Origin of the sequence: Sphingomonas sp. UV9 (assembly GCF_004101245.1) — a bacterium.
Lineage (GTDB): Bacteria > Pseudomonadota > Alphaproteobacteria > Sphingomonadales > Sphingomonadaceae > Sphingomonas.
Window position 1 is genome coordinate 645,196 of sequence record NZ_SCIN01000002.1, and the last position, 25,383, is coordinate 670,578.

22 protein-coding genes are annotated in these 25,383 nt (G+C 66.5%); 5 read left to right on the plus strand and 17 right to left on the minus strand.

Going from position 1 to position 25,383, the window contains the following annotated elements:
• Position 1 precedes the first annotated feature (1 nt).
• A complete protein-coding gene (locus EQZ23_RS09355; protein WP_128454168.1) occupies positions 2-1,399 on the plus strand; it encodes a glycosyltransferase in 1,398 nt (465 codons plus the stop codon).
• 54 nt (positions 1,400-1,453) lie between these two features.
• On the opposite strand, the gene katG is transcribed toward EQZ23_RS09355, so the two are convergent.
• The 14 genes from katG to EQZ23_RS09425 all read right to left on the minus strand — a co-directional run bounded on the left by katG (position 1,454) and on the right by EQZ23_RS09425 (position 13,799).
• Positions 1,454-3,634, minus strand: coding sequence for a catalase/peroxidase HPI (gene katG, locus EQZ23_RS09360; RefSeq protein WP_240663539.1), 2,181 nt, complete (start codon positions 3,632-3,634; stop codon positions 1,454-1,456).
• A gap of 455 nt (positions 3,635-4,089) precedes the next feature.
• Positions 4,090-4,989 (minus strand): hemolysin family protein, encoded by a 900-nt coding sequence (locus EQZ23_RS09365; protein ID WP_128454169.1) that lies wholly within the window; start codon positions 4,987-4,989, stop codon positions 4,090-4,092.
• An 8-nt stretch (positions 4,990-4,997) separates the two neighbouring features.
• On the minus strand, positions 4,998-5,507 hold the full coding sequence (gene ybeY / locus EQZ23_RS09370; RefSeq protein WP_128454170.1) for an rRNA maturation RNase YbeY: 510 nt from the start codon (positions 5,505-5,507) through the stop codon (positions 4,998-5,000).
• Positions 5,508-5,516: 9 nt separating this feature from the next.
• Complete coding sequence (locus EQZ23_RS09375) at positions 5,517-5,912, minus strand: type II toxin-antitoxin system VapC family toxin (RefSeq protein WP_128454171.1); 396 nt, start codon at positions 5,910-5,912, stop codon at positions 5,517-5,519.
• On the minus strand, positions 5,909-6,166 hold the full coding sequence (locus tag EQZ23_RS09380) for a type II toxin-antitoxin system VapB family antitoxin (protein WP_128454172.1): 258 nt from the start codon (positions 6,164-6,166) through the stop codon (positions 5,909-5,911). The genes EQZ23_RS09375 and EQZ23_RS09380 overlap by 4 nt, the downstream gene beginning before the upstream one ends.
• Before the next feature lie 48 nt (positions 6,167-6,214).
• Positions 6,215-7,219: a PhoH family protein gene (locus EQZ23_RS09385; RefSeq protein ID WP_128454173.1), complete on the minus strand. Its 1,005-nt coding sequence runs from the start codon at positions 7,217-7,219 to the stop codon at positions 6,215-6,217.
• Positions 7,220-7,613: 394 nt separating this feature from the next.
• A complete protein-coding gene (miaB, locus tag EQZ23_RS09390; protein ID WP_128454174.1) occupies positions 7,614-8,930 on the minus strand; it encodes a tRNA (N6-isopentenyl adenosine(37)-C2)-methylthiotransferase MiaB in 1,317 nt (438 codons plus the stop codon).
• Between the two features lie 236 nt (positions 8,931-9,166).
• A complete protein-coding gene (locus EQZ23_RS09395; protein ID WP_240663446.1) occupies positions 9,167-9,949 on the minus strand; it encodes a lysophospholipid acyltransferase family protein in 783 nt (260 codons plus the stop codon).
• Positions 9,885-10,307 (minus strand): Fur family transcriptional regulator, encoded by a 423-nt coding sequence (locus tag EQZ23_RS09400; protein WP_128454175.1) that lies wholly within the window; start codon positions 10,305-10,307, stop codon positions 9,885-9,887. Before EQZ23_RS09400 ends, EQZ23_RS09395 begins: the two co-directional genes overlap by 65 nt.
• A 74-nt stretch (positions 10,308-10,381) precedes the next feature.
• Positions 10,382-10,870 carry a GNAT family N-acetyltransferase gene (locus EQZ23_RS09405; RefSeq protein WP_128454176.1) on the minus strand — a complete coding sequence of 163 codons (489 nt, stop codon included), beginning with the start codon at positions 10,868-10,870 and terminating at the stop codon, positions 10,382-10,384.
• Entirely contained in the window at positions 10,870-11,487 is a 618-nt protein-coding gene (gene tsaB / locus EQZ23_RS09410) for a tRNA (adenosine(37)-N6)-threonylcarbamoyltransferase complex dimerization subunit type 1 TsaB (RefSeq protein ID WP_128454177.1), read from the minus strand. The genes EQZ23_RS09405 and tsaB overlap by 1 nt, the downstream gene beginning before the upstream one ends.
• Positions 11,488-11,627: 140 nt before the next feature.
• Positions 11,628-12,221: a malonic semialdehyde reductase gene (locus EQZ23_RS09415; RefSeq protein ID WP_128454178.1), complete on the minus strand. Its 594-nt coding sequence runs from the start codon at positions 12,219-12,221 to the stop codon at positions 11,628-11,630.
• On the minus strand, positions 12,221-12,793 hold the full coding sequence (locus tag EQZ23_RS09420) for a NifU family protein (protein WP_128454179.1): 573 nt from the start codon (positions 12,791-12,793) through the stop codon (positions 12,221-12,223). The genes EQZ23_RS09415 and EQZ23_RS09420 overlap by 1 nt, the downstream gene beginning before the upstream one ends.
• 130 nt (positions 12,794-12,923) lie before the next feature.
• Positions 12,924-13,799, minus strand: a complete 876-nt coding sequence (locus tag EQZ23_RS09425) for an aspartyl/asparaginyl beta-hydroxylase domain-containing protein (protein ID WP_240663448.1) — start codon at positions 13,797-13,799, stop codon at positions 12,924-12,926.
• Between the two features lie 146 nt (positions 13,800-13,945).
• On the opposite strand from EQZ23_RS09425, the gene EQZ23_RS09430 reads away from it, so the two are divergent.
• Positions 13,946-16,858: a M16 family metallopeptidase gene (locus EQZ23_RS09430; protein WP_128454180.1), complete on the plus strand. Its 2,913-nt coding sequence runs from the start codon at positions 13,946-13,948 to the stop codon at positions 16,856-16,858.
• A 151-nt stretch (positions 16,859-17,009) separates the two neighbouring features.
• Here EQZ23_RS09430 and EQZ23_RS09435 read toward each other — a convergent pair whose 3' ends face one another.
• The 3 genes from EQZ23_RS09435 to EQZ23_RS09445 form a co-directional block, all read right to left on the minus strand.
• Positions 17,010-18,794: an AMP-dependent synthetase/ligase gene (locus tag EQZ23_RS09435; RefSeq protein WP_128454181.1), complete on the minus strand. Its 1,785-nt coding sequence runs from the start codon at positions 18,792-18,794 to the stop codon at positions 17,010-17,012.
• Between the two features lie 168 nt (positions 18,795-18,962).
• Entirely contained in the window at positions 18,963-20,705 is a 1,743-nt protein-coding gene (gene ggt / locus EQZ23_RS09440; RefSeq protein WP_206364211.1) for a gamma-glutamyltransferase, read from the minus strand.
• Between the two features lie 211 nt (positions 20,706-20,916).
• Positions 20,917-21,978 (minus strand): quinone-dependent dihydroorotate dehydrogenase, encoded by a 1,062-nt coding sequence (locus EQZ23_RS09445; protein WP_128454182.1) that lies wholly within the window; start codon positions 21,976-21,978, stop codon positions 20,917-20,919.
• A 264-nt stretch (positions 21,979-22,242) separates the two neighbouring features.
• Between EQZ23_RS09445 and EQZ23_RS09450 the strand changes: the two genes are divergently transcribed.
• The 3 genes from EQZ23_RS09450 (at position 22,243) to sufC (ending at position 25,267) form a co-directional block, all read left to right on the plus strand.
• Positions 22,243-22,656 carry an SUF system Fe-S cluster assembly regulator gene (locus tag EQZ23_RS09450; protein ID WP_128454183.1) on the plus strand — a complete coding sequence of 138 codons (414 nt, stop codon included), beginning with the start codon at positions 22,243-22,245 and terminating at the stop codon, positions 22,654-22,656.
• A 130-nt stretch (positions 22,657-22,786) separates the two neighbouring features.
• Positions 22,787-24,277 carry a Fe-S cluster assembly protein SufB gene (sufB, locus tag EQZ23_RS09455; RefSeq protein ID WP_056418516.1) on the plus strand — a complete coding sequence of 497 codons (1,491 nt, stop codon included), beginning with the start codon at positions 22,787-22,789 and terminating at the stop codon, positions 24,275-24,277.
• Positions 24,278-24,523: 246 nt separating this feature from the next.
• Positions 24,524-25,267 (plus strand): Fe-S cluster assembly ATPase SufC, encoded by a 744-nt coding sequence (sufC, locus tag EQZ23_RS09460; RefSeq protein WP_128454184.1) that lies wholly within the window; start codon positions 24,524-24,526, stop codon positions 25,265-25,267.
• Positions 25,268-25,383: the final 116 nt, after the last annotated feature.

Genomic DNA, 25,383 nt, shown 5'->3' on the forward strand with positions numbered 1-25,383 from the left:
CGTGCCGCTCGCGGTATTTGCCGGGTATGGCCTGCTATCCTTTCCCGGGCTTTGGGCGAGCTGGCAGGTTTCGTCGATCGCTCCGCTGTTCGTCACGGCGTGGATCGTGGCCGCCATACTGCCGCTCATGCTGCTGCGTCATGCGCGCCCAGCCGTGACGGTTTCGACGATGGCGGCGCTGGCGATCGCGCTGCGGATCGCGGTCGTGGTGGTAGCGGATGGGCGGATTCCGCTGGGCGACGCGCGCAACTACGTCGTTCTCGCCCAACATCTTATCGAGGGGCGCGGACTGGTCATCGTCGACCATTATATGGGTGTCGAGGTGCGCGCGCTGTATCCGCCTGTCTACCCGATCCTGCTGGCAGGGTGGGGCGCGACGATCGGGTTTTCCACCGCCTCGCTGACGCTGTTGGCGACCATCGTGGACCTGGCAACGGCGGGAGCGATGGTCCTCCTCGCGCGCATGCTGGGCAATCGATCAGCAGGAATCGCGGCGGCATGGCTGTACCTGATCTGGCCTTCGGTTCTGCTGTCCGCGCCACTGGCACAAAAGGAAGGCGTGTGTGCCCTGCTAGCAGTGTTGCTCGCGATCCAGTGGATCCGGCTTGCTGCAAAGCACGACGCTGGCGCGGCCCGCTGGTACGCGGCGGTGGCCCTTGGCGTGACGGCCGGGGTGCTCACGCTGACCCAACCGGGCCAAGCGCCGCTCGTCATGCTGTTCGGGCTGGTTTCGGCGGCCGTGTGTGGATGGCGGCGCGCGGTCGTGGCGGGGCTTCGTGCGGTCCCGTTCGCGATTCTCGTGATCCTGCTGCCGTGGTGGATACGCAATGCGCTGATCTTTGGCGCCTTCGTTCCCCTGACCAGCGCGGGCGGCTATGGCTTGTGGATCGGCAATAACCCGGACGCTACCGGTCACTGGATGCCGCCGCCGCCGCAATTATACGGCATGCCTGAGATCGCGTTCGGCAAAGCCGCCGCCGCGCTCGCGATCGACTGGATCGTCCAGCACCCGGCAGATTTCTTGCGTAACACCTTGGCGAAGGCCGTGCGAGGTTGGGGCGTGGCGGAAAGCGGCGCGTCGCGGATCGCAGGGCTGCGGCCGGCTATCGTCCCGGTGATCGCACCGCTCGCTTTGGCCGTGTCGCAGGTGGCGCATCTGGGATTGCTGGCCGGCGCAGCGCGTTCGGCGTGGAGACGGCAAACGCCCGGCACGGCGGTGATGCTACTGCTCGTGGCGGCTTGCGTGGTGCAGACGCTGGTGTTCGGGGTCTGGTTCGAATTCGACGAGCGACACCGCGATTTCGCGACACCGTTTCTATTGTTGCTGGCTACGTTCGGGTTTGCAGATCGGCGCGCGGGACCGGTCGGAGAGAGACTCGTCCGGATGAGGCTCGAATAGTAAAAGGGCCGCCGACATTGCTGCCGGCGGCCCCTTCATCACCCGGACGTCGCTTTACGAGATCGCGGCGTCCTGGTCGGCGCGGACCTTGGCGAGGTCGAAGCGGTCGGCGTTCATCACCTTGTTCCAGACCTTGACGAAGGCCGATGCGAACTTCTCGCTCGCGTCGTCCGCCGCATAGACTTCGGCCAGGGCCCGCAACTGCGAGTTCGAGCCGAAGACCAGGTCGACGCGGCTGCCCGTCCAGAGGGTCTCGCCGGTCTTGCGATCGCGCGCTTCGAACACGCCCTCGCTGGTCGCCGTCCACTTTGCCGTGAAGCTCGTCCGCAGCAGGTTGCGGAAGAAGTCGTTGGTCAGCGTCTCGGGACGATCGGTGAACACGCCGAGCTTCGAGTCGCTGTTGTTGCCCCCCAGTACGCGCAGGCCCCCGATCAACACCGTCATCTCCGGCGCAGTCAGACCCATCAGATGCGCGCGGTCGACCATCAGTTCCTCGGCCGAATAGGTCGAGGTCTCGCCCACATAGTTGCGGAACGCATCGGTGCGTGGCTCGAGCGGGGCGAACGACGGGACGTCCGTCTGCTCCTGCGACGCGTCGGTGCGGCCCGGCGTGAACGGCACGGTCAGGTCATGACCCGCCTTCTTTGCGGCCGCCTCGATGCCCGCGTTGCCGCCGAGCACGATCAGGTCGGCAAGCGACACGGTCTTGCCGCCGGTGGTGAAGTCGCGCTGGATACCCTCGAACGTCGAGAGCGCCTTGGCGAGTTCCGCGGGCTCGTTGACTGCCCAATCCTTCTGCGGCGCGAGACGGATGCGCGCACCGTTTGCGCCGCCGCGCTTGTCGGTACCGCGATAGGTCGAGGCCGACGCGAACGCCGTCTTTACCAGCCGCGAAATCGACAGGCCGGAGTCGAGGATCTTCGCCTTCAGCGCCGCGATATCGGCATCGGACAGCGGCTCGCCTTCGGCTGCGGGCACGGGATCCTGCCAGATGCGCGGCTCGGCCGGAACCTCGGGGCCGAGCAGCAGCGGGTAAGGACCCATGTCGCGGTGCGTCAGCTTGTACCACGCCTCCGCGAACGCCTTGGCGAACTCGTCGGGGTTCTCATGGAAGCGGCGAGAGATCTTCTCGTACGCCGGGTCCACGCGCAGCGCGATGTCGCTGGTCAGCATCGTCGGGCGATGCTTCTTGGTGGCGTCATGCGCGTCGGGCACGTCCTCGGCCGCACCGATGGCGACCCACTGGTGTGCGCCGGCCGGGCTTTTGGTCAGCTCCCATTCGTGGCCGAACAGGTTCTCAAAATACAGGTTGGTCCACTTGGTGGGCTCCTGCGTCCAGGTGACTTCAAGGCCGCTGGTGATCGTGTCGCCCGCATTGCCCTTGCCGTAGCTGTTCGCCCAGCCAAGACCCTGCATCTCGATGCTCGCGCCTTCCGGCTCGGGCCCGATATACGGGTCGGGCTCGGCAGCACCGTGCGTCTTGCCGAAGGTATGGCCGCCGGCGATCAGCGCGACGGTCTCCTCATCACCCATCGCCATGCGCGCGAACGTCTCGCGAATGTCGCGGGCCGAGCCCATCGGATCGGGGTTGCCGTTGGGGCCCTCGGGATTGACGTAGATGAGGCCCATCTGGACCGCGGCGAGCGGGTGCGCGAGGTCACGGTCGCCAGAATAGCGCTCATCGGCGAGCCATTCGCGCTCGGCGCCCCAGTTCACGTCGGTCGCTGGCTCCCACACGTCGATGCGGCCGCCGGCGAACCCTGCGGTCTGGAAGCCCATCGATTCGAGTGCGCAATTGCCGGTGAGGACGAGCAGATCGGCCCAGGACAGGCTGCGGCCGTACTTCTCCTTGATCGGCCACAGCAGCATGCGCGCCTTGTCGAGGTTGGCGTTGTCCGGCCAGGAATTGAGCGGCGCGAACCGCTGCTGGCCGGCACCTGCACCGCCGCGGCCGTCACCGATGCGGTAGGTGCCGGCGCTATGCCATGCCATGCGGATGAAGAGCGGGCCGTAATGGCCGAAATCTGCGGGCCACCACTCCTGCGAGTCGGTCATCAGCGCGAAGATATCGGCCTTCACCGCGGCGAGATCGAGCGCCTTGAACGCTTCGGCATAATCGAAGTCGTCGCCCATGGGGTCGCCCGCGGGTGGGTTCTGATGGAGGACGGAGACGTTGAGTTGGTTCGGCCACCACGTCCGGTTGGACATCTCGAACAGGACGGCGGGGCCATCCATCTTGCCGGGTTCGTTGGTGGCCTGGTGCGACGAGCCGCCATGCATCGGGCATTGCCCAGCAGCAGATGCAGCGTTGGGTGCTTCGGTGGTCATACCATCTCCATTTCAGCGTATTTTGCGTTGCACATGGTATGCCACTCGCGGACTGATTGGGGAAATAGATTGCGTCGTCCGCAGTGATCGGGTGGGTGATATCTGCGGTAGGTGGCCGAGGGAGGGCGATCCTAAGATAATAGTAGGAAGGCTAGGACCTTACCGTCACCTTGGCCCAAGACCGTCACGCCAGCGAAAGCTGGGGTCTCCCCGTATGGCGGGCGATGTGGCCGACACGATAATATCCCAGCTTTCGCTGGGATGACGGGACGGGGAGTGGAATGACGGGCAGGGGCCGGAATTACGGCAATTAGCTGGGATTACAGAGGAGCTAAAAGACGCCTGTCCGCAGCCGTCAGCCCTCAGTCGTCATCCTCGACCGGCACGACCGGCGGATGCAGGCGGAGGCGGTTGACGCGGCGTTCGTCGGCTTCGGTGACTTCGAGCTTCCAGCCGCTCGGGTGATCGACGCATTCGCCGATCTGGGGAACGTGGCCGGCGAGCAGCGCCGCGAGCCCGCCGAGCGTGTCGATGTCGCCATCCACCTCTGCGAGTCGCGGGTCGATCAGTTCCGCGGCGTCCTCCAGTTCGGCGCGCGCGTCGACATCCCACGCGCCGCCGTCGATCGGCGTCATCAACACCTGCGGCACGTCGTCATGTTCGTCCTCGATATCGCCGACGATCTCCTCGATCAGATCCTCGATCGTCACCAGGCCTTCGGTGCCCGAATATTCGTCGATCACGATCGTCAGGTGGACATGCTTCTGCCGCATGTCGGCGAGCAGATCGAGCGCACCGCGCGACATCGGCGCATACAGCGGCTCGCGGATCAACCCGGCGAGAGTCGCGGGATGCTCGGCGCCGGTCGCGAGGATGTTGAAGACGTCCTTGATGTGGACCATCCCGATGATCGTATCGAGGTTGTCGCGGTAGACCGGCAGGCGGCTATGGCCCGCCTCGGCGAACAGCTTGACCAGATCGGTGAACGGCGTGCCTTCCTCGACCGCTATGATGTCGGCGCGCGGCACACCGACGTCGCCCGCATCGCGCTCGCTGAAATGCAGCAGGTTGCGAACCATCTGGCGCTCGAGCGGCGTCAGGTCACCCTTCGCGTCCGGGGCGGGATCGCCCTCGTGCCGGTCGATCGCATCCTCGAGCTGGTCGCGCAGCGATTCGTCGGAGGTACCAAAGATCAGGCTTTTCAGCCCACGCCAGATTCTGTCGGTACTATCGCCGTTTCCGGCATTGGGGCCATCGGCCATCGTGGTCGTCAGTCCTCTGTGATGAGATAGGGGTCGTGCAGCCCGAGCGCGGCGAGCGCGTCGCGTTCGATCTGCTCCATGCCCTCGGCCTCGTTGTCGTCGATATGGTCATAGCCTAGCAGATGCAGCGTGCCGTGCACCATCAGATGCATCGCATGATCCTCGACCGAGATACCGCGCTCTGCCGCCTCGGCCACGCAGACGCCGTGCGCGAGGATGATGTCACCGAGCAGCACCTCGCCGTCGTCGGAATTCTGGCTCATCGTGTTCAGCAGATCGGGCTGGACCATCGGGAAGGACAGGACGTTGGTCGGCTTGTCCTTCTGGCGATATTGCTTGTTGAGCGTGTGGACCTCGTCGTCGGAGGCAAGCCGGATCGAGATCTCGACGGTTGCCGAACTGGTCAGGAGTTCGCCGTTGGGCGTCCGCTCGATCGCCGCCGTCGCTGCGCGCAGGGCGAGCGCATCCCAGTCCTGCTCAGGCCATGGGGCGTCGGAAGAGAGCGCGATTTCTAGCATGCGTATCCTTCAGGCAAGGTCGGTTTGGGCAAAATCATTACCCTTGTAGAGAAGTTCCGCGCCATTGGTTTTCGCGCAGGCATAGGCGAAGCAATCGCCCATGTTGAGCTTGGCGGGGTGCCGGCCTTTGCCGTAGCGCGCTGCCGCGACAACCGCCTCCCGGCTCTCACCTTCTCCGATCGGAACCATGCGAAGTCCGGCCTCCTCGGCAAAGCTCGAGACGGCGTCGGCCGCCTGCTGGGGGCTGATCGTCTTCAGTTTCGCGATGGCCTGCGCCGCCTCCCACGCACCGACCGCACAATAGTAACGGTCGTTATGCGACTCGATGGCATCGGCGAAATCGTCGGCCTCCGGTTCACCGTAGATGATCGCAACGATGGCCGAGGCGTCGACGAAGATGGTCAATCGTCATCCTCGTCGTTCAACGAGTCGTAAAAGGCCTTGTCGGCTACAAACCCCGTCGGCTGGCCCAGCGGATGCGCAGCGCGCCATTGGCGCATACGTTCGCGCAGACTCGCTACGGGACTTTCCGGTTCCAACTCCGCCTTGCGCCGACGCAGTAGGTCGCGAACGATCTCGGTCTTGGTGACGCCAAGGCGCGACGCGAGTTCAGACGCGAGTTCGGCAGTTTCACTATCTTTGATGTAAAGTGATGCCATCATCATGCTCCTGGGATATCCTGGATATACTCCAGGATATCCCAGGTATCAAGCATCGCTGCCTTCGTAGGCAGCCACGACACGGCCGACGATGGGATGGCGGACGACGTCGCCGACGGTGAAGCGGCACATCGAGATGCTCTCGACGCCTTCCAGCCGCGTGACGGCATCCGCGAGCCCCGACGCGGAGACGCCGCCGGGGATGTCGACCTGCTTGGGATCGCCGCAGATCACCATTCGGCTGTTCTGGCCGAAGCGGGTGAGGAACATCTTCATCTGCGCCGGCGTGGTGTTCTGCGCCTCGTCGAGGATCACGAACGCGTCGGCCAACGTCCGGCCGCGCATGAACGCGATCGGCGCGACCTCGATCTCGCCGCTCGCAATGCGGCGTTCGACCTGCTCGGCGGGGAGGCAGTCGTAGAGCGCGTCGTAGAGCGGCCGCAGATACGGATCGACCTTCTCCTTCATGTCGCCGGGGAGGAAGCCGAGGCGCTCGCCCGCCTCAACGGCGGGGCGCGACAGGATCAGCCGCTGGACGCTGCCGGTGATGAGTTGCTGCACCGCCTGCGCGACGGCGACATAGGTCTTGCCCGTTCCTGCCGGCCCGAGCGCGAAGATCATGTCGTTGTTGGCGAGCTCGCGCATGTAGTGCGCCTGCGCCGGCGTGCGCGGGACGATCGTCTTCTTGCGCGTCCGGATCATGATCGGCGGCGCGGCGCCACCGCCCGCATCGGCGCGGATGATCCCTTCGAGCACAGGTTCGTCGGCCATCGCGATCGAGGCGTCGACGAGGCCGGTATCGACGTCCTCGCCGCGCTGGATCCGGGCATAGAGATCGTGGAGCACGTCGCGCGCCTTGGCGACCTGTTCGGCGGTGCCCTCGAGCCCGATCTTGTTCCCGCGGGCAGTGATGTAGACACCGAGGCGGTTTTCGAGCGCGACGAGGTTCTGGTCGTATTGGCCGAACAGTCGGACAAGCAATTGGGGCTTGTCGAAGAGAAGCTCGACTCGGGCGCGGTCACCGGACTGCGCGGGAACGGGTTTACGGCTCATACGGTCCTTTCGGGGGCGTCAAAGGTTACGCCTGGAAGCGTCGAATCGTAACCTTTGAAAGGAAGATGAGGGGCGGGGCGGCGACCTTCAACCGGCGCCGAGGCGGCGGTGGTGGAAAGCATGGGATCGCGCGGGCGCAACTGCATCGCCGACGAGTGTGGCAGGGGATTCGCGTGTAGGACAGGGGAATCTTTTGCGGGTGCGCGAGGCGGCTGGGTGGCGTTGCGTCAAAGCCTCGGGGGGATACGCGGTCACCAGCCATACCAGCCCCTGCGCCTCCCCGGCGAAGGCCGGGGCCCAACTGGAAAGATCGATGTAACGGAGGATTGTCCTTCGTTATCTCCGTTTCCCAATTGGGCCCCGGCCTTCGCCGGGGTGGTAGACATAAAGCGGACTAAGCCGCCTCGCGCACGCGCTCCACGCCGGTCAGTGAATTCGGCCCGGCCGCCGCGAGCGTCACTTCGACCAGGTCGCCGATCGCGTGGTCGCCGATCAGGTGGACCGATTGCAGCCAGGGGGACTTGCCGATCAGCTGGCCGGACAGTTTGCCGGTGCGCTCCAGCAGGACCGAGCAAGCGCGACCGACGGTGGCGGCGTTGAACGCGTGCTGGTCGCGGTTGAGCGCGGCCTGGAGGCGCTGGAGGCGTTCGTCCATGACCGATTCCGGGACCTGTTCGACGATCGAGGCCGCGGGGGTGCCGGGGCGGGGGCTGTATTTGAAGCTGTACGCCTGCGCATAGCCGACCGCGTCTACCAGGCTCAGCGTGTCCTCGAACTCGGCGTCGGTCTCGCCGGGGAAGCCGACGATGAAGTCGCCCGACAGCGCGATGTCGGGGCGCACCGCGCGGACGCGGTCGAGCAGGCGGAGGTAGGAGTCGCGGGTGTGCGACCGGTTCATCGCCTTCAGCACGCGGTCGCTGCCGCTTTGCACAGGCAAATGGAGGAACGGCATCAGGCTCTCGATATCGCGGTGCGCGTCGATCAGGCCCTGCGTCATGTCGTTGGGGTGGCTGGTCGTGTAGCGGATGCGCGCGAGGCCGGGGATCTTGTCCAGGTCTCTGATCAGGTCGTGGAGGCCGCGCATGTCTTCGCTCCAGGCGTTCACGTTCTGGCCGAGCAGCGTGATTTCGCGCGCGCCGGCGTCGACCAGTGCCTTCGCCTCGTCGACGATCGCGGCGAACGGCCGGCTGATCTCGGCGCCGCGGGTGTAGGGGACGACGCAATAGGTGCAGAACTTGTCGCACCCTTCCTGCACGGTCAGGAACGCCGACGGGGCGACCTTCCGCCGGGCGGGGAGCGCGCCGAACTTCGACAGCAGCGGCATGTCGGTGTCGAGCGAGGGCGTGCCGGCGGCCGCCTTCGCGACGAGGTCCGGCAGGTTGTGATACGCTTGCGGGCCGACGACGATGTCGACCTTGGCGCGGGTGAAGATCTCCTCCCCCTCGGCCTGCGCGACGCAGCCCGCAACCGCGATCATCGGCGTCTTGCCGGACTTGCGGCGCTGATCCTTCCGCAGGCGCCCGATGTCCGAATAGACCTTTTCGGTGGCGCGTTCGCGGATGTGGCAGGTGTTGAGGACGACGACGTCGGCGTCGACCGCATCGGCCTGGGTGAGGCCTTGGGCGGCCATCAGCTCGGCCATGCGCTCGCCGTCGTAGACGTTCATCTGGCAGCCGAACGACTTGACGTGGAAGGTTTTCGGGGGGGACATGCGGGGGCGTGTAGCGGATTTGTGGGGGTTGGGGGAGGGGGCGTTGTTCGATGCCGACCGGTTCGGTGTGCCTCTACCGTTCAGTACGCCGCCTTATATGGGAGCTCCTCCCCGGCCGAGGCCGGGGTGGGGTCAGTTGGTGTGGTAAAGGCAGCACCCCCCTCCTTGTTCTCCCGCGAAGGCGGGAGCCCAGTCTGGGTCCCCGCCTTCGCGGGGAAACATTCTTTGCTCGTGGGTTAGAGGGCTTCCATGCGGCGTCGCGCTTCCGCGGCGATGGCTTTTCGGTCGCCGTATTCCGCGGGATCGAAGGGTTCGGCGAAGTGCAGCGTCGCCACGAACGTCCCCTGCCGCCTCAGGACTCGCGCAGCGTGGTGTTGGCCGGGTTCGTCGCCCACCCAAGCGAGTTCTCCGGTCGCGGCGCCGTAGTCGATGCGGACCGGCTGGACCTTAACGCCGGGCGGTGGCGGATCGAGCGCGGCCAGCAACGCCGCCTTGAACGGGAGCAGAGTCACGCCGTCGCCTGTCGTGCCCTCGGGGAACAGCGTCACCGGCCAGTCCTGCGCGAGCGCGTCGCGGATCTGCGCGATCTGCGCGGTCACCGCCATGCGGTCGGCGCGGCTGACGAAGATGGTGTGGTTGAGCGTGCAGAGCCAGCCGACCAGCGGCGCGCCACGGAGCTCGGACTTGGCGACGAAAGCGCTGCCGGTCGCGCCGGACAGGAGCAGGATGTCGATCCAGCTCAGATGGTTCGAGACGAAGACGACGTCGTGACGCAGCGGCGTACCGACTACACGGACGCGGGCCCCGACGATCCGCGCCACCAGTCCCAGGAACCGCGGCGGCCAAGGCGACTTGCGCCCGACCAAGCGCCACGCGCCGTGCACAGGAAGCGCAATACCCAGCGCAAGCAGCAGCGCCGCCAGCCGCGCGCCGAGGCGGATCCGGGCGATCGGATCAATCCTTGCGGGTGAGCGCGACGCCGTAGAGTTCCATCCGGTGATCGACGAGGCGGAAGCCAAGCTTCTCGGCGATCGCCTTCTGCAGCTGCTCGAGCTCGGGGTCGACGAACTCGATGACCTTGCCGCTTTCGACGTCGATCAGGTGATCGTGATGCGCCTCGGGTGCGGGCTCGTAGCGCGCGCGGCCGTCGCCGAAATCGTGGCGATCGAGGATGCCGGCTTCCTCGAACAGGCGGACTGTACGATACACCGTCGCGATCGAGATGCCGGGGTCGATCTGCGACGCGCGCTCATAGACCTTCTCGACGTCGGGATGGTCGTCCGCCTCGGACAGCACGCGCGCGATGACGCGGCGCTGCTCGGTGATGCGCAAACCCTTCTCGTTGCAGAGTGCTTCCAGATCGATCTTGCGCGCCATGTGTCATTCCCTCGTTGCGTGGCATGTAGGGCGTTCGCGCTGTTGCGAAAAGGGATAGTGACTCGCAATAAGACTTAAGCGTTGATAACTCGGGAATATGTATGTGCGTCATACGCGACGCCGGTCTTGCCGCGGTAATAGGCGCGGCGCTCGCCGACCTTGGTGAAACCGTGTGCGCCGTACATCTTGACCGCGTCATTGCCGGCGCGAACCTCGAGGTGGAGCTTGGCGATATTGCCGGCCGAGCAGTCGGCGATCGCCGCGCGGATCAGCGCGGTGCCGACGCCGCGGCGGCGCTGATCGGGGGCGACCGCGATCAGCAGCAATTCGGCTTCGTCGGCGACCGAGCGCGTCATCGTGAAGCCGGCGGGGAAGTCGTCGACGAACGCGAGCGTCAGGTGGACGCCGGTGAGCGCGAGCACGCCGAGGCACTGGCTGCGCGTCCACGCCTCGCCGTAGCGCGGGTCGAACGCTTCGGTCATCAACGCGTCGACGATCGCGAGATCGCGTGCGTCGCCGGTGCGCAGCGTGACCACGCGGGTCGCGACCTGGCGGGTGGCCATTATTTCGGGACCGAGGGTTTGGCGTCGGGTGCGCGACCGTAGATCGGCGTCGGCGGTAACGCGGTCAGCGTCGCGGGCAGCAGGATCGCGAAGGCCGCGTCGGGGAGCGCTTCGCCAAGGTCCAGTCCGTCGGCCAGCACAGCCAGCCAGCGCACGCCGTTACCGACCGCGCGTCGTCCCGCCAGCGCGGCGAGCGCGGCATCGGGCTTCAGCGACACCATGTCGGTGCACGGCGACAGATCGGCGGAGAAGGCCTGCATGAAGACTTCGCCATGCCCCCCTTCCATGACGACCGCAATATCGTCGGTTAAACGGTCTGCGAAACCGGCGGCGGCGATGAGGGGGAGCGAGGAGAAGCCGGCGATCTCCGCACCCCAGCCGAGCGCGAGCCCGCGCGCGGCGGCGATGCCGACGCGGACGCCGGTGAAGCTGCCCGGGCCACAATCGACGAGGACCCGCGCGGCACGGCCGCCTTCGGGCAGGTCGGCGATCATCGGGATGAGGCGTTCGGCGTGGCCTCGGCCGACGACCTCATGCGCGTGCGCGATAATAGCGCCGTCCTCGACGAGCGCGACCGAGCAGGCTGCGGTGGATGTTTCGATTATCAGCGTGCGCATTGTCTATTCCGTCACATCCCGACCCGCGTCACCCCGGCGAAAGCTGGGGTCTCCCGGTTGGCGAATGTCGTGGCCAGAACCGGGATACCCCAGCTTTGGCTGGGGTGACGGTGTTTGACTAGCGCGGTTGGCTAGCGCGCTCAGGCGATGCTGTTGAACTTCGCGAAGTCCGGGCGCGGCGAGCGGCCGTAGATCGTCGCGGGATCGCCGTGGCCGAGCGTCGTGATGAAGTTGGTCCGCACCGCGGGCGTGTCGTGGAAGAACGCCGCGTCGACCTTGCCCGCGTCAAAGCCCGACATCGGCCCGGTATCGAGCCCGAGCATCCGCGCGGCGATGATGAAATACGCGCCCTGCAGCGACGAATTACGGAACGCCGAGGCCTCGCGCAGTTCGGCATTGCCGTCGAACCAGGACTTTGCGTCCGCATGCGGGAACAGCTCGGGGAGGTGTTCGTGGAAATTGGTGTCCATGCCGATGATCACCGACACGGGGGCCTTCAGGATCTTGGGCGCGTTCTGCGCACTGCACGCCTCGGCGAGCTTCTGCTTCGACTCGTCGCTAACGCACCAGATTAGCCGCGCGGGCAGCTGGTTGGCCGATGTCGGCCCCCATTTCATCAGGTCCCAGATCGCGTGCAGGTCGCTCTCGGCGACGGGCTCGTCGGTGTAGCCGTTATAGGTGCGCGCGTCGCGGAAGACGGTGTCGAGGACGGAGTCGTCGAGTTTCTGGCGCATCAGACGGCTCTCACTTCGGTGACTTCGGGGACGTAGTATTTCAGCAGCTGCTCGATGCCGTTCTTGAGCGTCGCGCTCGACGACGGGCAGCCGGCGCAGGCGCCCTGAAGCTGGAGGAACACCTTCCCCTTGTCGAAGCCGCGATAGACGATGTCGCCGCCGTCGTTCGCGACCGCCGGGCGAACGCGCGTGTCGATAAGTTCGCGGATCTGCGCGACGATCTCGGCATCGGCGGGGTCGTCGGTGAGGATCGCCTCCTCGCTTGGCACCGAGAAGCCGGCGCTTGCGGGGCGGAACAGCGGCATCGCTGCGGAGAAATGATCGAGCAGGATCGCGAGCACGTCGGGCTTCAGGTCCGACCAGGCGGTGCCCGGCGCGGCGGTGACCGAGACGAAATCGCGGCCGAAGAACACGCCGGTCACGTCACCCAGGCCGAAGATCGCGTCGGCGAGCGAACTGGCCTCCGCTTCCTCAGGGGTGGCGAAGTCGCGCGTGCCGGCCTCCATGACGGTGCGTCCCGGCAGGAACTTCAGCGTCGAGGGGTTCGGGGTGGATTCCGTTTCGATGAGCATGGAGGACATGTGGCCCGGCGGGGGCGGGGGATCAAGCGTGGAACGGGAAACGGTTTCTTTCCGGCGGTGTGTTCCCTTCTGACTTCTGTCCCCCCTCCCTTATGAAGGGAGGGGGCAAGAATTAGGAGGCTCAGACGTCGAGCTGTTTCACCGCGGCGTTCCAGCTGCCGATGTTGCGGACCGCGTCCTGGACGAAGGCGGAGCGGCGGACCACGGTCAGGAACAGGTCGGCTATCCACTTGCCGGGGTTGCGCAGCGGGCGCTCGAACTGGATGAGCAATACCACGCGAGTCCCGCACGTGTCGTTCCACACCTCGTGCTGGTAGGTGTCGTCGAACACCAAAGTCTCGCCCTCCGCCCAGCGCACGACGCGGTCGTGGACTCGCATCCGGACGTCGCCGTCGCGCGGGACGATCAGGCCAAGGTGGCAGGTGATCAGGCCCTTGGTCACGCCGCGATGCTCGGGAATGTGCGTGCCCGGCGCAAGGATCGAGAAGAACGCGCTGTTCAGGCCGGGGATGCGCGCGACCGCGGCGGCGGTGTGCGGGCAGCGCGCGAGGCTCTCCTCGATCGGATAGCCATAGCCGTAGAGAAAGAACGAGCGCCACTTGTCGACCTCGGCGATCGAGCGGTGGTCGGGCGAGATCGTCGCGAGGCTGGGCGACGCCTCGCCTTTCAGCGCGACATGCACGGCCTCGTCGCGGATCGCGGCCCAGTTCTCGCGCAGCGCCGCGGTCCAGGCGAAATCGCGGACGTCGAGCACCGGATCGTTGGCGACCAGCGAAGACGACGCGATCATCCGGTCGAACACGCCGCGCAGATGCTTGCCGATGCGGATGATCAGCGGGCGGTTGGCGTCCGCCACCATCGGCGCACCGGGCCGGGGCGCGCCGGAGATGACATTCAGATCGGGCACCCGCGCGCTGCGGCGTACTGCCGGCTCGCCCGAATCCCGCCACAATGAAGTCTGCCCCAGTTCGTGGCCCAGTTCGGCTTCGACCGTCATCTCTACCCTGTATTCTGGCGCGTCGTGGCACCGATCTCTTTGTTCGGACACGATATACCGCCAGTGTTGGACGAAATGATGGCAGCCGCGCCCCCCCCTACAGTGCGACGCTGGCGATGCGCGCGCAGGGACGCTACAGATGCGTCATGGTATCCTTATCGCGCTTGTTTCGCGCTCCCGTCCTGCTCCCCGTCCTGCTCGGCCTCGCTATCCCGGCGAGCGGACAGATGGCGACCCAGCAGGCCGCCTCCACCCCCACCAGCACGGGGGCGAAGGAAGCGCCGACGCTTCCCGAGCTGACCGGGATCGATACGACCGCATGGCTCTACAAGGGCAGTGACCTTACCCGCGATCCCGAGTGGAAGTTCGGCACGCTGCCCAACGGCATGCGGTTCGCCGTGCGCAAGAACGGCGTTCCCCCCGGCCAGGTTTCGGTGCGCGTGCGGATCGATGCGGGCTCGCTGAACGAGACCGACAGCGAGCGTGGATTCGCGCATTTCATCGAGCATCTCTCGTTCCGCGGCTCGGAATATGTGCCCGACGGCGAGGCTAAGCGCGTGTGGCAGCGGTTCGGCGCGACCTTCGGCTCGGACACCAACGCGCAGACCACGCCGACCTCGACCACGTTCAAGCTCGACCTTCCTTCGGCCACCCAGGCGGGGCTCGACGAGAGCCTGAAGATCATGGCCGGCATGATGGAAAAGCCGACGATCACCGACGCCTCGGTCGCCGCCGAACGTCCGATCGTGCTGGCAGAACAGCGCGAGCAGCCGGGTCCGCAGGTGCGCTTCGGCGATGCGATTCGCGCGACGTTCTTCGCCGGGCAACCGCTCGCGGACCGTTCGCCGATCGGCAACATCAAGACGCTGGAGGCCGCCACCGGCGCCACGGTGAAGGCGTTCCACGATCGCTGGTATCGGCCGGAGAACACCGTCGTCATCATCTCGGGCGACATGGACCCGGCGCTGTTCGGGCGGTTGATCGTCAAGAACTTCGCCGACTGGAAGGGCATCGGCCCGGTCGTGCCCGCCCCCGATTTCGGCAAGCCCGATCCGAAGGCGCCGGTCTCCGCGACGGTCGCCGAGCCGGCGATTCCGGCGGTGGTTACGCTCGGCGTGGTCCGTCCGTGGGAGTATAAGGACGACACCGCGATCATGAACCAGAAGCGGCTGGTCGACGTGCTTGCGACGCGGTTGATCAGTCGCCGTCTGGAGACGCGGGCGCGGGCGGGCGGCAGTTTCCTCCAGGCTGGCGTGTCGATCGACGACGTGTCGCGCTCGGCGAACCTGACCAGCGTCAACATCGTGCCGATCGGGACCGACTGGGAGGCGGCGTTGAAGGACGTGCGCGCGGTGATCGCCGACGCGCAGACCAATCCGCCGAGCCAGGCCGAGGTCAACCGCGAATATGCCGATTTCGACACGATCATGCGGACCAGCGTCGAAACCGCGCGGGTCGAGGCGGGCTCGAAGCAGGCCGACGACATGGTCGGCGCGCTCGACATCCGCGAGACCGTGGCGGGGCCGGAAACCTCGTACAAGATTTTGCAGGACGCCAAGGCGAAGGGCATGTTCACGCCCGCCACGCTGCTCGCCTCGAGCAAGGCGATCTTCGAGGGCACCGCGACGCGGGCGCTCGTGAATACGCAGACGCCCGATGCGGGCGCCGCAAACAAGCTGGCGACCGCGTTGAAGGCGGATGTCTCGGGCCTCGCGGGCAAGCGTCGCGCGCAGGCATCGGTGGATTTTTCGAAGCTGCCGTCGCTCGGCAAGCCCGGGACGGTCGCGAGCCGCGAGAAGATCACCGCGTTCGATATGGAGCAGGTGAACTTCGCGAACGGGACGCGCGTGTTGCTGTTCCCCAATGCGGGCGAGACCGGACGCGTCTATGTCCGCGTGCGCTTCGGCGGCGGCTATACCGCGATCCCGTCGAACCGGCCGACTCCGGCCTGGGCGGGTGATCTCGCACTGGTCGCGGGCGGCATCGGCAAGCTCGACCAGGGCGATCTCGACCAGCTGACCGCGGGGCGCAGGATCGGGCTTGATTTCGGGATCGACGACGATGCCTTCACGCTGAACGCGATTACCTCGCCGGCCGATTATTCGGACCAGCTGCGGTTGATGGCGGCCAAGCTCGCCTTCCCCGCCTGGGATCCGGCACCGGTCGCCCGTGCTCGAGTCGCCGCGCTGGCGGGTTTCGCCGGTTATGATTCGTCGCCCGACGGCGTGCTGTCGCGTGACCTCGAAGGCCTGCTCCGCGCCGGCGATCCGCGCTGGGGAACGCCGCCCAAGGCGACCGTCGAGGCGCTCAACGCGAAGGACTTCCGCGCGTTCTGGGAGCCGATCCTGAAGACCGGGCCGATCGAAGTGTCGATCTTCGGCGATGTGAAGACCGAGGAAGCGATCGCCGCGGTCGCCAAGTCATTCGGGGCGATGAAGCCGCGGACGGCGGTATCTACGGTCGGTGCCCCGGTCGGTTTCCCCGCGCACAATACGACGCCGGTGATGCGCGCGCATACCGGCCCGGAAAACCAGGCGGCGGCGGTGATCGCCTGGCCGACCGGCGGCGGCATCGACGACATCGTCGAGGCACGGCGTCTCGACGTGCTGGCGCAGGTGTTCAGCGACCGGCTGTTCGAGCGGCTGCGGCAGGCGGCGGGTGCGAGCTACAGCCCGAACGTGTCGAGCCAGTGGCCGGTCGGGATGAACACCGGCGGCCGGATGGTCGCGATCGGCCAGGTCGCGCCGGAGAAGGTGTCGTTCTTCTTCCAGATCGCCCGGCAGATCGCCGCCGAACTGGTGTCGACGCCGATCGCCGCGGACGAACTCGACCGCATCAAGAAGCCGATGGGGCAATATATCCTGCGCGCCTCGACCGGGAACCAGTTCTGGTTGCAGCAGCTTGGCGGCGCGACGTTCGATCCGCGCCGGATCGCGGCAACGCAGCGGATCGCAAGCGACCTGGTGGCAACGACCCCCGTCGAGCTGCAGGCGACCGCGGCGAAGTATCTGCGGCCCGAGAAGGATTGGACGATGGCGGTGGTGCCGGCGAAGAAGTGATCTTCTACCCCTCTCCCTTCAGGGGAGAGGGAAGGAGGAGCCTCTTGGCGACGGATGGGTGAGGGCACGTGCTTTGAGCCAGCCGCGTGCCCTCACCCTCCCACCCGGCTGCGCCGTGCGGGCCCCTCCCTCTCCCCCAAGGGGAGAGGGGTTAGGCGTAAAGGGCGTCTAGCCGCTCGCCGTACACCTGCTTCAACACGTGGCGCCGGATCTTCAGGCTCGGCGTCAGCTGCTCGTTCTCGATCGTGAACGGGCTATCTGCCAGCACGAAGCGACGGATGCGTTCGGTTACCGTGAGATCCTTGTTCACGCGCTCTACCGCCGCCCCCAGCGCAGTCCGGAACTCGCTGTTCTCCGCGAGCCGCGCGAAGCTGCACGCGTCGCCGTTGCCTGCGCACCATTCCTGCGTCCACTCCGGGTCGGGCACGATCAGCGCAACCATGTAGGGGCGACGGTCGCCGACGATCATCGCCTGGACGATCTCGGGCTGGAGCGTCAGCATCCCCTCGACCTTCTGGGGGGCGACGTTCTCGCCCTTGTCGTTGATGATCAGGTCCTTCTTGCGGTCGGTGATGCGGATGCGGCCCTTTTCGTCGAGCTCGCCGACGTCGCCGGTGTGAAGCCAGCCGTCCTTCAGGACCTTCGCGGTCTCGGCGTCGTTGCGCCAATAGCCGTGCATGACGAGTTCGCCGCGGACCAGGATCTCGCCGTCCTCGCCGATCCGGATTTCGGTGTCGTTGAGCGCCGGACCGACCGAATCCATGCGGACGCCGGCCTTGGGGCGGTTGCACGAGATGACCGGCGCGGCTTCGGTCTGGCCATAGCCTTGCAGGAACGTCAGCCCGAGCGCTTCGAAGAACAGCCCGACCTCGGGATTGAGCGGCGCGCCGCCCGAGATCATCGCCTTCAGCCGGCCGCCGAATTTCTTCGAGATCTTCGGCTTGAACAGAGTCGCGACCACCGCCTGCATCGGCCGGTCGATCAGGCGGAGGCGGCCGGCATAGCGTTTGCCACCGATGTCGAGGGCGCGGGCCAGCAGGTAGGCCGACGCGCCGCCCTGTTTCTCGATCGTCTTCGAGATGCGCGTGCGCAGGACCTCGAACAGGCGGGGGACGACGAACATGATCGTCGGGCGCGTCTCCTCGATGTTCGCGGCGAGCTTTTCGAGACCCTCGGCGTAATAGATCTGGCCGCCTAGCGAGATCGGGAAATGCTGGCCGCCGGTGTGTTCATACGCGTGGCTGAGCGGCAGGAACGACAGGAACACCTCGTCGTCCCAGCCGAAATCCTCCGAGATGACGGAGGCGCAGCCTGCGCAATTGTGGAGGATCGCGCCGTGGTGCTGCATCACGCCGCGCGGCGCGCCGCCGGTGCCGCTCGTGTAGATGATGCAGGCAAGGTCTTCGCGCGCGAAGTTGGCGCGGGCGGCGGCGGCATCGGGTGCGGTCGGGTGCGCGGCGATGAGTGCGTGCCAGTTGTGGAAGTCGATCGCGGCGGGGACCTTCATGTCCTCGAGGCCGATCACGATCTGCGCCTGGTTCGAGCGCACGACGGCGGGCAACAGCGTCTTGGCGAGCTTGGCGGTGGAGATGATGATCGCGCAGGCGCCGGCATTCTCGATGATGTGGAGATGATCGCGCTCGGTATTGGTGACGTAGGTCGGTACCGTGATGCACCCCGCCGCCATGATCGCGAGGTCGCTCAGGCACCATTCCGGCCGGTTCTCGCTGACCAGCATGACGCGATCGCCGCGTTTGAGGCCGATCGCGGTGAGCGCGGTGGCGAGGGCCGCGACCTGGCGGGCGGCGTCGGCCCAGCTGGTGGCGACCCAGGTGCCGCTCGTCTTGGTCCACAGGAACGGCGCGTCACCTTTCTCCGCGGCGCGCGTGAAGAACATCGTGACGAGGTTCGGGAAGCGTTCGAGCTGGCGGGCCATTGTCTCTCCTGAACTGCTTTGCGAGCGTTTTGCCCTGGCGGGGATGCTCGATCTTTGGGGTGGTATAGCTCGTTGGCGTCGCACGCTCCAAGCATGTTTCCCCGCGAAGGCGGGGACCCAGACTGGGCTCCCGCCTTCGCGGGAGAACAAGGAAGTGAAGTTTTGTCGTTACTCCGGCGCGCGCTGGAGAGCGCCGACGCGTTGGATCTGCGTGACCGTTCCGTCCTCTGAAATCGCCACGCCTTCGCTGCGCGGGTCCGCGGCGCCGACCCATTTGCCGCCCACCCGTTCGATGGCATTCGCCTTGAGCCCGAGTGCTGCGACCTGAACCGTTTCGCCGAGCGCCTGCAACGCAGGGACCATCGCTTCACGCTCTGTGCCCTTCTCCGCGGCGGCAACATGGCCTGGCGCGTACAGCAACCCGAGCGCGATGGAGTCCTGCGCGCTCAGTTTCCAGTCGACCACGCCGATGATCGCCTTGGCCACCTGCGCGATGATCGTCGAGCCGCCCGCCGCGCCGACCGCGAGACGGACCTTGCCGTCGGGGCCGTAGACGATCGTCGGCGCCATCGAGCTGCGCGGTCGCTTGCCGCCCTCGACCCGGTTGGCGACGAGCGCGCCGTTCTTCACGGGCACGATGTCGAAATCGGTGAGCTGGTTGTTGAGCACGGTGCCGTCGACCGTCAGGCCGGAGCCGAAATAGCCCTCGACCGTGGTCGTGACCTCGACGACGTTGCCGCGCGCATCGACGACCGCGAGATCGGTGGTGCCGGGGACTTCGCTGACCGGCGCGCGGATGCGGGCGGGGGCGCCGGGGGGCGTGCCGGGCGCGACGCTCGCCATCGTCGTCGCAGGCGAGATCAGCGCCGAGCGCTTTGCGAGGTAGGCGGGGTCGAGCATGCCCTTGATCGGCACGCGCACGAAGTCGGGATCGCCGACGTACAGGTCGCGGTCCGCATAAGCGAGGCGCGAGGATTCGGCGAAGAGGTGCCAGGCCTGCGCGCTGTCCTTGCCGAGCTTGCCCATGTCGAAGCGTTCGAGCTGCTTCAGGATCATCAGCACGGTGACGCCGCCGGACGAGGGCGGGCCCATCCCGCAGACCCGGTAGACGCGGTATCTGATGCAGACCGGCGGGCGGTTTTTCGCGTCGTAGCTGGCGAGATCGCCGGTCGTCATCTTCGACGGGTTGCGCGCGGCGGTGTTGACCGCGGTAACGATCTTCTGCGCCTGCGGGCCGACGTAGAAGCTGTCGGGGCCTTGGCGAGCGATCCGCTGGAGGAGCGCGGCCTGCGCGGGATTTTTGATGGTCCCGCCGACCGCGATCGGCGAGCCGTCCGGGGCGGAGAAGAGCTTGCGCGTCTCGGGCGTGATGTGGCCGCCATACGCCTTCATGCCGTTGACAAGGCGGGGGGTGGCCCGGAAGCCTTCGGTGGCGATGCGGATGGCAGGCTCGAACAGCCGCGCCCAAGGGAGCTTGCCCGAGGTGCGGTGCGCGAGCGCCATGCCGCGGAGCGCACCGGGAATGCCGACGCTGCGCCCGCCGGGGACCGCGTCGCGGTGGCTCAGCGGGGTGCCGTCCGGCGCGTAGAACCAGCGTGCGTCGGCGGCGGCGGGGGCCTCTTCGCGCGCATCGATCGTGCTGAGCGCGCCGCCGGCTGCGTGGCTCACCCAGAAGCTGCCGCCACCGATCCCGGAGCTCTGCGGCTCGACGACGTTGAGCGCCAGCATCGTCGCGATCGCAGCGTCGGTCGCACTGCCGCCCGCGCGGAGGATTTCGACGCCGGCGGCGGCGGCGCGCGGGTCGGCGGCGCTGACCATGCCCTGGTCTTTTGCCGGGGCGGGGGTCGGTTGGCGTGCTTCCACAGCGGCGGTTGGGACGAGGAGGGCGAGCGCGAGGAGGGAAGTCTTCATTGCAACCGAGCCTAGCGCGGTTCGGGTATGAGGCAAGTGGTCACCGCAAAGGCGTATCATGCCCGTCACGACGCCCGACCCTGCAATCTTCCCCCGCCAGGGGAGGTGGCGCCGCAGGCGTCGCAGGGGGAGGACACGGCGCCTCGGTGATCGCTTTCCGCCCCCTCCGTCTGGCAAGCGCCAGCCACCTCCCCCTGGCGGGGGAGGATAATTATGCGTCGACGCCCACCGCGTCGGCGACGCAGGCGAAACCGTCGCGCTTCAGTAGCGCGTCCAGTTCGCGGAGCATGCGGGCAGGCAGGCCCGGTCCCTCGTAAACCAGCGCGGTGTAGAGCTGGACGAGGCTCGCGCCGGCGCGGAGGCGGGCATAGGCTTCGGCGCCGCTGTCTACGCCGCCGACCGAGATCAGCGGGATCGCGGCGCCGGTTGCCTTGCGGAAATCGGTAAGGCGTTGCCGGCCGAGCGGGGCTAGCGGCGCGCCGGAGAGGCCGCCGGTTTCCTTCGCGTTGGCGGAGCGCAGACCGGGCCGCGAGATCGTCGTGTTGTTGACGATCAGCGCGTCGATGCGGTTGTCGAGCGCGGCGCGGGCGATGTCGTCGATGTCGGCGGGGTCGAGATCGGGGGCGACCTTCAGGAAGATCGGTGTGTCGCCCTTCGCCGCGGTGCAGGCGGCGAGCAGGTCGCGTAACGCCGCGCCGTGCTGGAGATCGCGCAGGCCGGGCGTGTTGGGGGAGCTGATGTTGATCGTGACGTAGTCGGCGTGCGGCGCGGCGCGGGCGATGCCGTGGACGTAATCCGCGGTGCGATCGGTGGCGTCCTTGTTCGCGCCGACGTTGATGCCAAGAACCTTGTTTCCCCGCGAAGGCGGGGACCGCGTCTGGGCACCCGCCTTCGCGGGTGAACAAGCTCGGGAGAGAGCCGCGTCCAGCCCGCCATTGTTGAAGCCCAGCCGGTTAATCACCGCGCGGTCTTCCGGAAGGCGAAAGATGCGCGGCTTGGGATTGCCCGGTTGCGGCAGCGGCGTGAGCGTGCCGATCTCGACGCTGCCGAAGCCCAGCCCGAAGAAGCCGGCGATCGCGTGACCGTCCTTGTCGACGCCTGCCGCAAGGCCAAGCGGGTTGGGGAAGGTGATCCCCGCCACCGTCGTCGCGAGACGCGGGGCGCTCGGGGCGAGCGGCATGCCGGCTTTACCCCACGCGCCGAGCGCGGCGATGGTGAGGCCGTGCGCGCGTTCGGCGTCGAGGCGGAACAGGATCGGGTGGTAGAAGGCCATGGCTCGTCCTTGCTTCCCTTCCTGGCAGGGAAGGGCTGGGGGTGGGTCGGTTCGTTGGCTGGCGCCACCTGACGTCAGCAGCCTACCCACCCCCGACCCCTCCCTTCCAGCGAGGGGGGAAGTCAAGCTTTCGGGGCGTGCACGATGCACAAAACCGGCCTTCAGTTGCGAGTCGTTAGCACCGCTCGCCGGGTTGACGATGCACGGCACAACGCCCATTTGACCAATCGGATCATATCGGTCCGATTGGACTCCGAAGCCACCATGCGTCTTTCCAGCCTTGCCGACTATGCGGTCGTGATGATGAGCGCCGCCGCGCGTCATTGCGGCGGCGTGGCACGGCTGAACGCAACGCTGCTGAGCGAGGAGACCGGTGTGCCGCTGCCGACCGTGCAGAAGCTGGTCAGCCGGCTGTCCGCCGCCGGGCTGATCGAGAGCACGCGCGGCACCGGTGGCGGCTTCCGCCTGTCGCGGCCGCCCTCGTCGATCTCGCTCGCCGACATCATCGAGGCGGTCGAGGGCCAGATTGCGCTGACCGCGTGCGTCGATGGCGCCGCGCAGGATTGCTGCATCGACCAGACCTGCAAGGTTAAGCCGCACTGGAACGCCGTCAACGGCGCGGTCCGCGGCGCGCTTGCGGGCGTGTCGCTCGCCAGTCTTTCGCAGGTGCCGGCATGAAGAATACATCGCGCGCAGCGCCTTACCCCTTCCTCCGCGCCTCCGCGTCTCCGCGTGAATCAATTTTGTTCACGCGGAGCCGCGGAGGCGCGGAGTTTTTAGAGAGCCGCGTTGCGGCGGAGATGAACTAATGGCTACCCGGAACGCAGAGGCCTATGCCGCCGCGAACAAGACGTACGAGTGGGGCTTCTCCTCGGACATCGAACAGGAATTCGCGCCCAAGGGTCTGTCTGAAGACACGGTGCGCTTCATTTCCGCCAAGAAGGGCGAGCCGCAGTGGATGCTCGACTGGCGTCTGAAGGCGTTCGCCCTGTGGCAGACGATGGACGCGCCCGACTGGTCGAAGCTCAACGTGCCCCCGATCGATTACCAGGACGCCTATTACTACGCGGAGCCCAAGGCGAAGCCCAAGCTGGGGAGCCTCGACGAGGTCGATCCCGAGATTCTGCGCGTCTATGAAAAGCTCGGCATCCCGATCGGCGAGCAGAAGATGCTGGCGGGCGTGGTCGAGGATCCGCTGAACGAGGACGGCACGCCCAAGCGCCGCGTCGCGGTCGATGCGGTGTTCGACAGCGTCTCGGTCGCGACCACGTTCCGCAAGGAGCTCGAGGCCGCAGGCGTGATCTTCCGGTCGATCTCCGAGGCGATCAAGGAATATCCCGATCTCGTGCGGAAGTGGCTCGGCAAGGTCGTGCCGCAGCGTGACAATTACTTCGCGACGCTGAACTCGGCGGTCTTCTCCGACGGCACGTTCGTCTACATCCCGGAGGGCGTGCGTTGCCCGATGGAGCTGTCGACCTATTTCCGGATCAACGCCGAGAATACCGGGCAGTTCGAACGCACGCTGATCGTCGCCGACAAGGGCTCGTACGTCTCGTATCTCGAAGGCTGCACCGCGCCGATGCGCGACGAGAATCAGCTGCACGCGGCGGTCGTCGAACTCGTCGTACTCGACGATGCCGAGATCAAATATTCGACCGTGCAGAACTGGTATCCGGGCGACGAGAACGGCGTCGGCGGGATCTACAATTTCGTCACCAAGCGCGCTTTGTGCCAGGGCAAGAACTCGAAGGTCAGCTGGACGCAGGTCGAGACCGGCAGCGCGATCACGTGGAAATATCCGTCGTGCGTGCTGGCGGGCGATGGCTCGGTCGGCGAATTCTATTCGGTCGCGGTGACGAACAATCGCCAGCAGGCCGATACCGGCACGAAGATGATCCATCTCGGCAAGAACACCCGCTCGACGATCGTGTCGAAGGGGATTTCGGCGGGGCGGTCGGACAACACCTATCGCGGGCTGGTGCGCGTCGCGCCGACCGCAGAGGGCGTGCGCAACTTCACGCAGTGCGACAGCTTGCTGCTCGGCGACCAGTGCGGCGCGCATACCGTGCCGTATATCGAGGTCCGTAACCCCTCCGCGCAGATCGAGCATGAGGCGACGACGTCGAAGATCTCCGAGGATCAGCTCTTCTACGCGATGTCGCGCGGGCTGGATGCGGAGGCGGCTGTGGCGCTGATCGTGAATGGGTTTGCGCGGGAGGTGTTGCAGCAGCTACCGATGGAGTTCGCGGTGGAAGCGCAGAAGCTGCTGGGGATCTCGCTCGAAGGCAGCGTGGGGTGATAATTTCTGCCTTATTCCTCGTTATGATGCCGGCGTCGGACGTCGACCCTGAGAAAATCAGTGCGTATGTCGATTGTCTCTACAAGACGGGAGGTCGACCGACGGCCAAGTCGGCCGATCGACATGTCGCCGTCGCAACCCAGTTGAAAAAATGCGCGCGATTGCGCCAAGCGGGTGTCCTAACGCTGCCCTTTTACAAACCTCGGTTCGACATGATCGACGCGAACTTCAGAAAGTCGAATACGAATGCTGAAAATTGAAAACCTTCACGCCGAGATCGACGGCAAGGAAATCCTTAAGGGCCTTTCGCTCACCGTGAACGCGGGCGAAGTGCACGCGATCATGGGGCCGAACGGCGCGGGCAAATCGACGCTGGGCTATGTGCTTGGCGGGCGGCCCGGTTACGAGGTCACGTCGGGGTCGGTGACGTTCGACGGCGTCGACCTGCTCGAGCTCGAGGCGCATGAGCGCGCCGCGGCGGGCGTGTTCCTCGGCTTCCAGTATCCGGTCGAGATCCCCGGCGTGTCGAACGTCCAGTTCCTGCGCGAGGCTTTGAACGCCCAGCGTGCGACGCGGGACGAGAAGGCGCTATCGGGCGGCGAGTTCCTGAAGCTCGCGCGTGCGCAGGCGGATCTGCTCGGCATGGATTACGACATGCTCAAGCGGCCGGTGAATGTCGGCTTTTCGGGTGGCGAGAAGAAGCGCAACGAGATGGTCCAGATGGGCATCGTCAACCCGAAGTTCGCGATCCTCGACGAGACGGATTCGGGGCTCGACATCGATGCGCTGCGCGTCGTCGGCGACGGCATCAACCGCATCATGCGCGCGCCCGACAAGGCGGTGCTGCTGATCACGCACTACCAGCGGCTGCTCGATTATGTAGAGCCGGACTTCGTCCACGTCCTCGCCGATGGCCACATCGTCCGCTCGGGCGGCAAGGAACTCGCGCAGCAGCTCGAGAACGAAGGCTATGTGGGGATTGCCGCATGACGTCCGCTCGCGCCGCAGGCAGTAAGAATTTGGTTCACGCGGAGACGCGGAGACGCGGAGGTGTCGTCGCCTCAGCAGCGCTCCCGCGTGCTTTCTCCGGGCGTGATCTGAGAGCC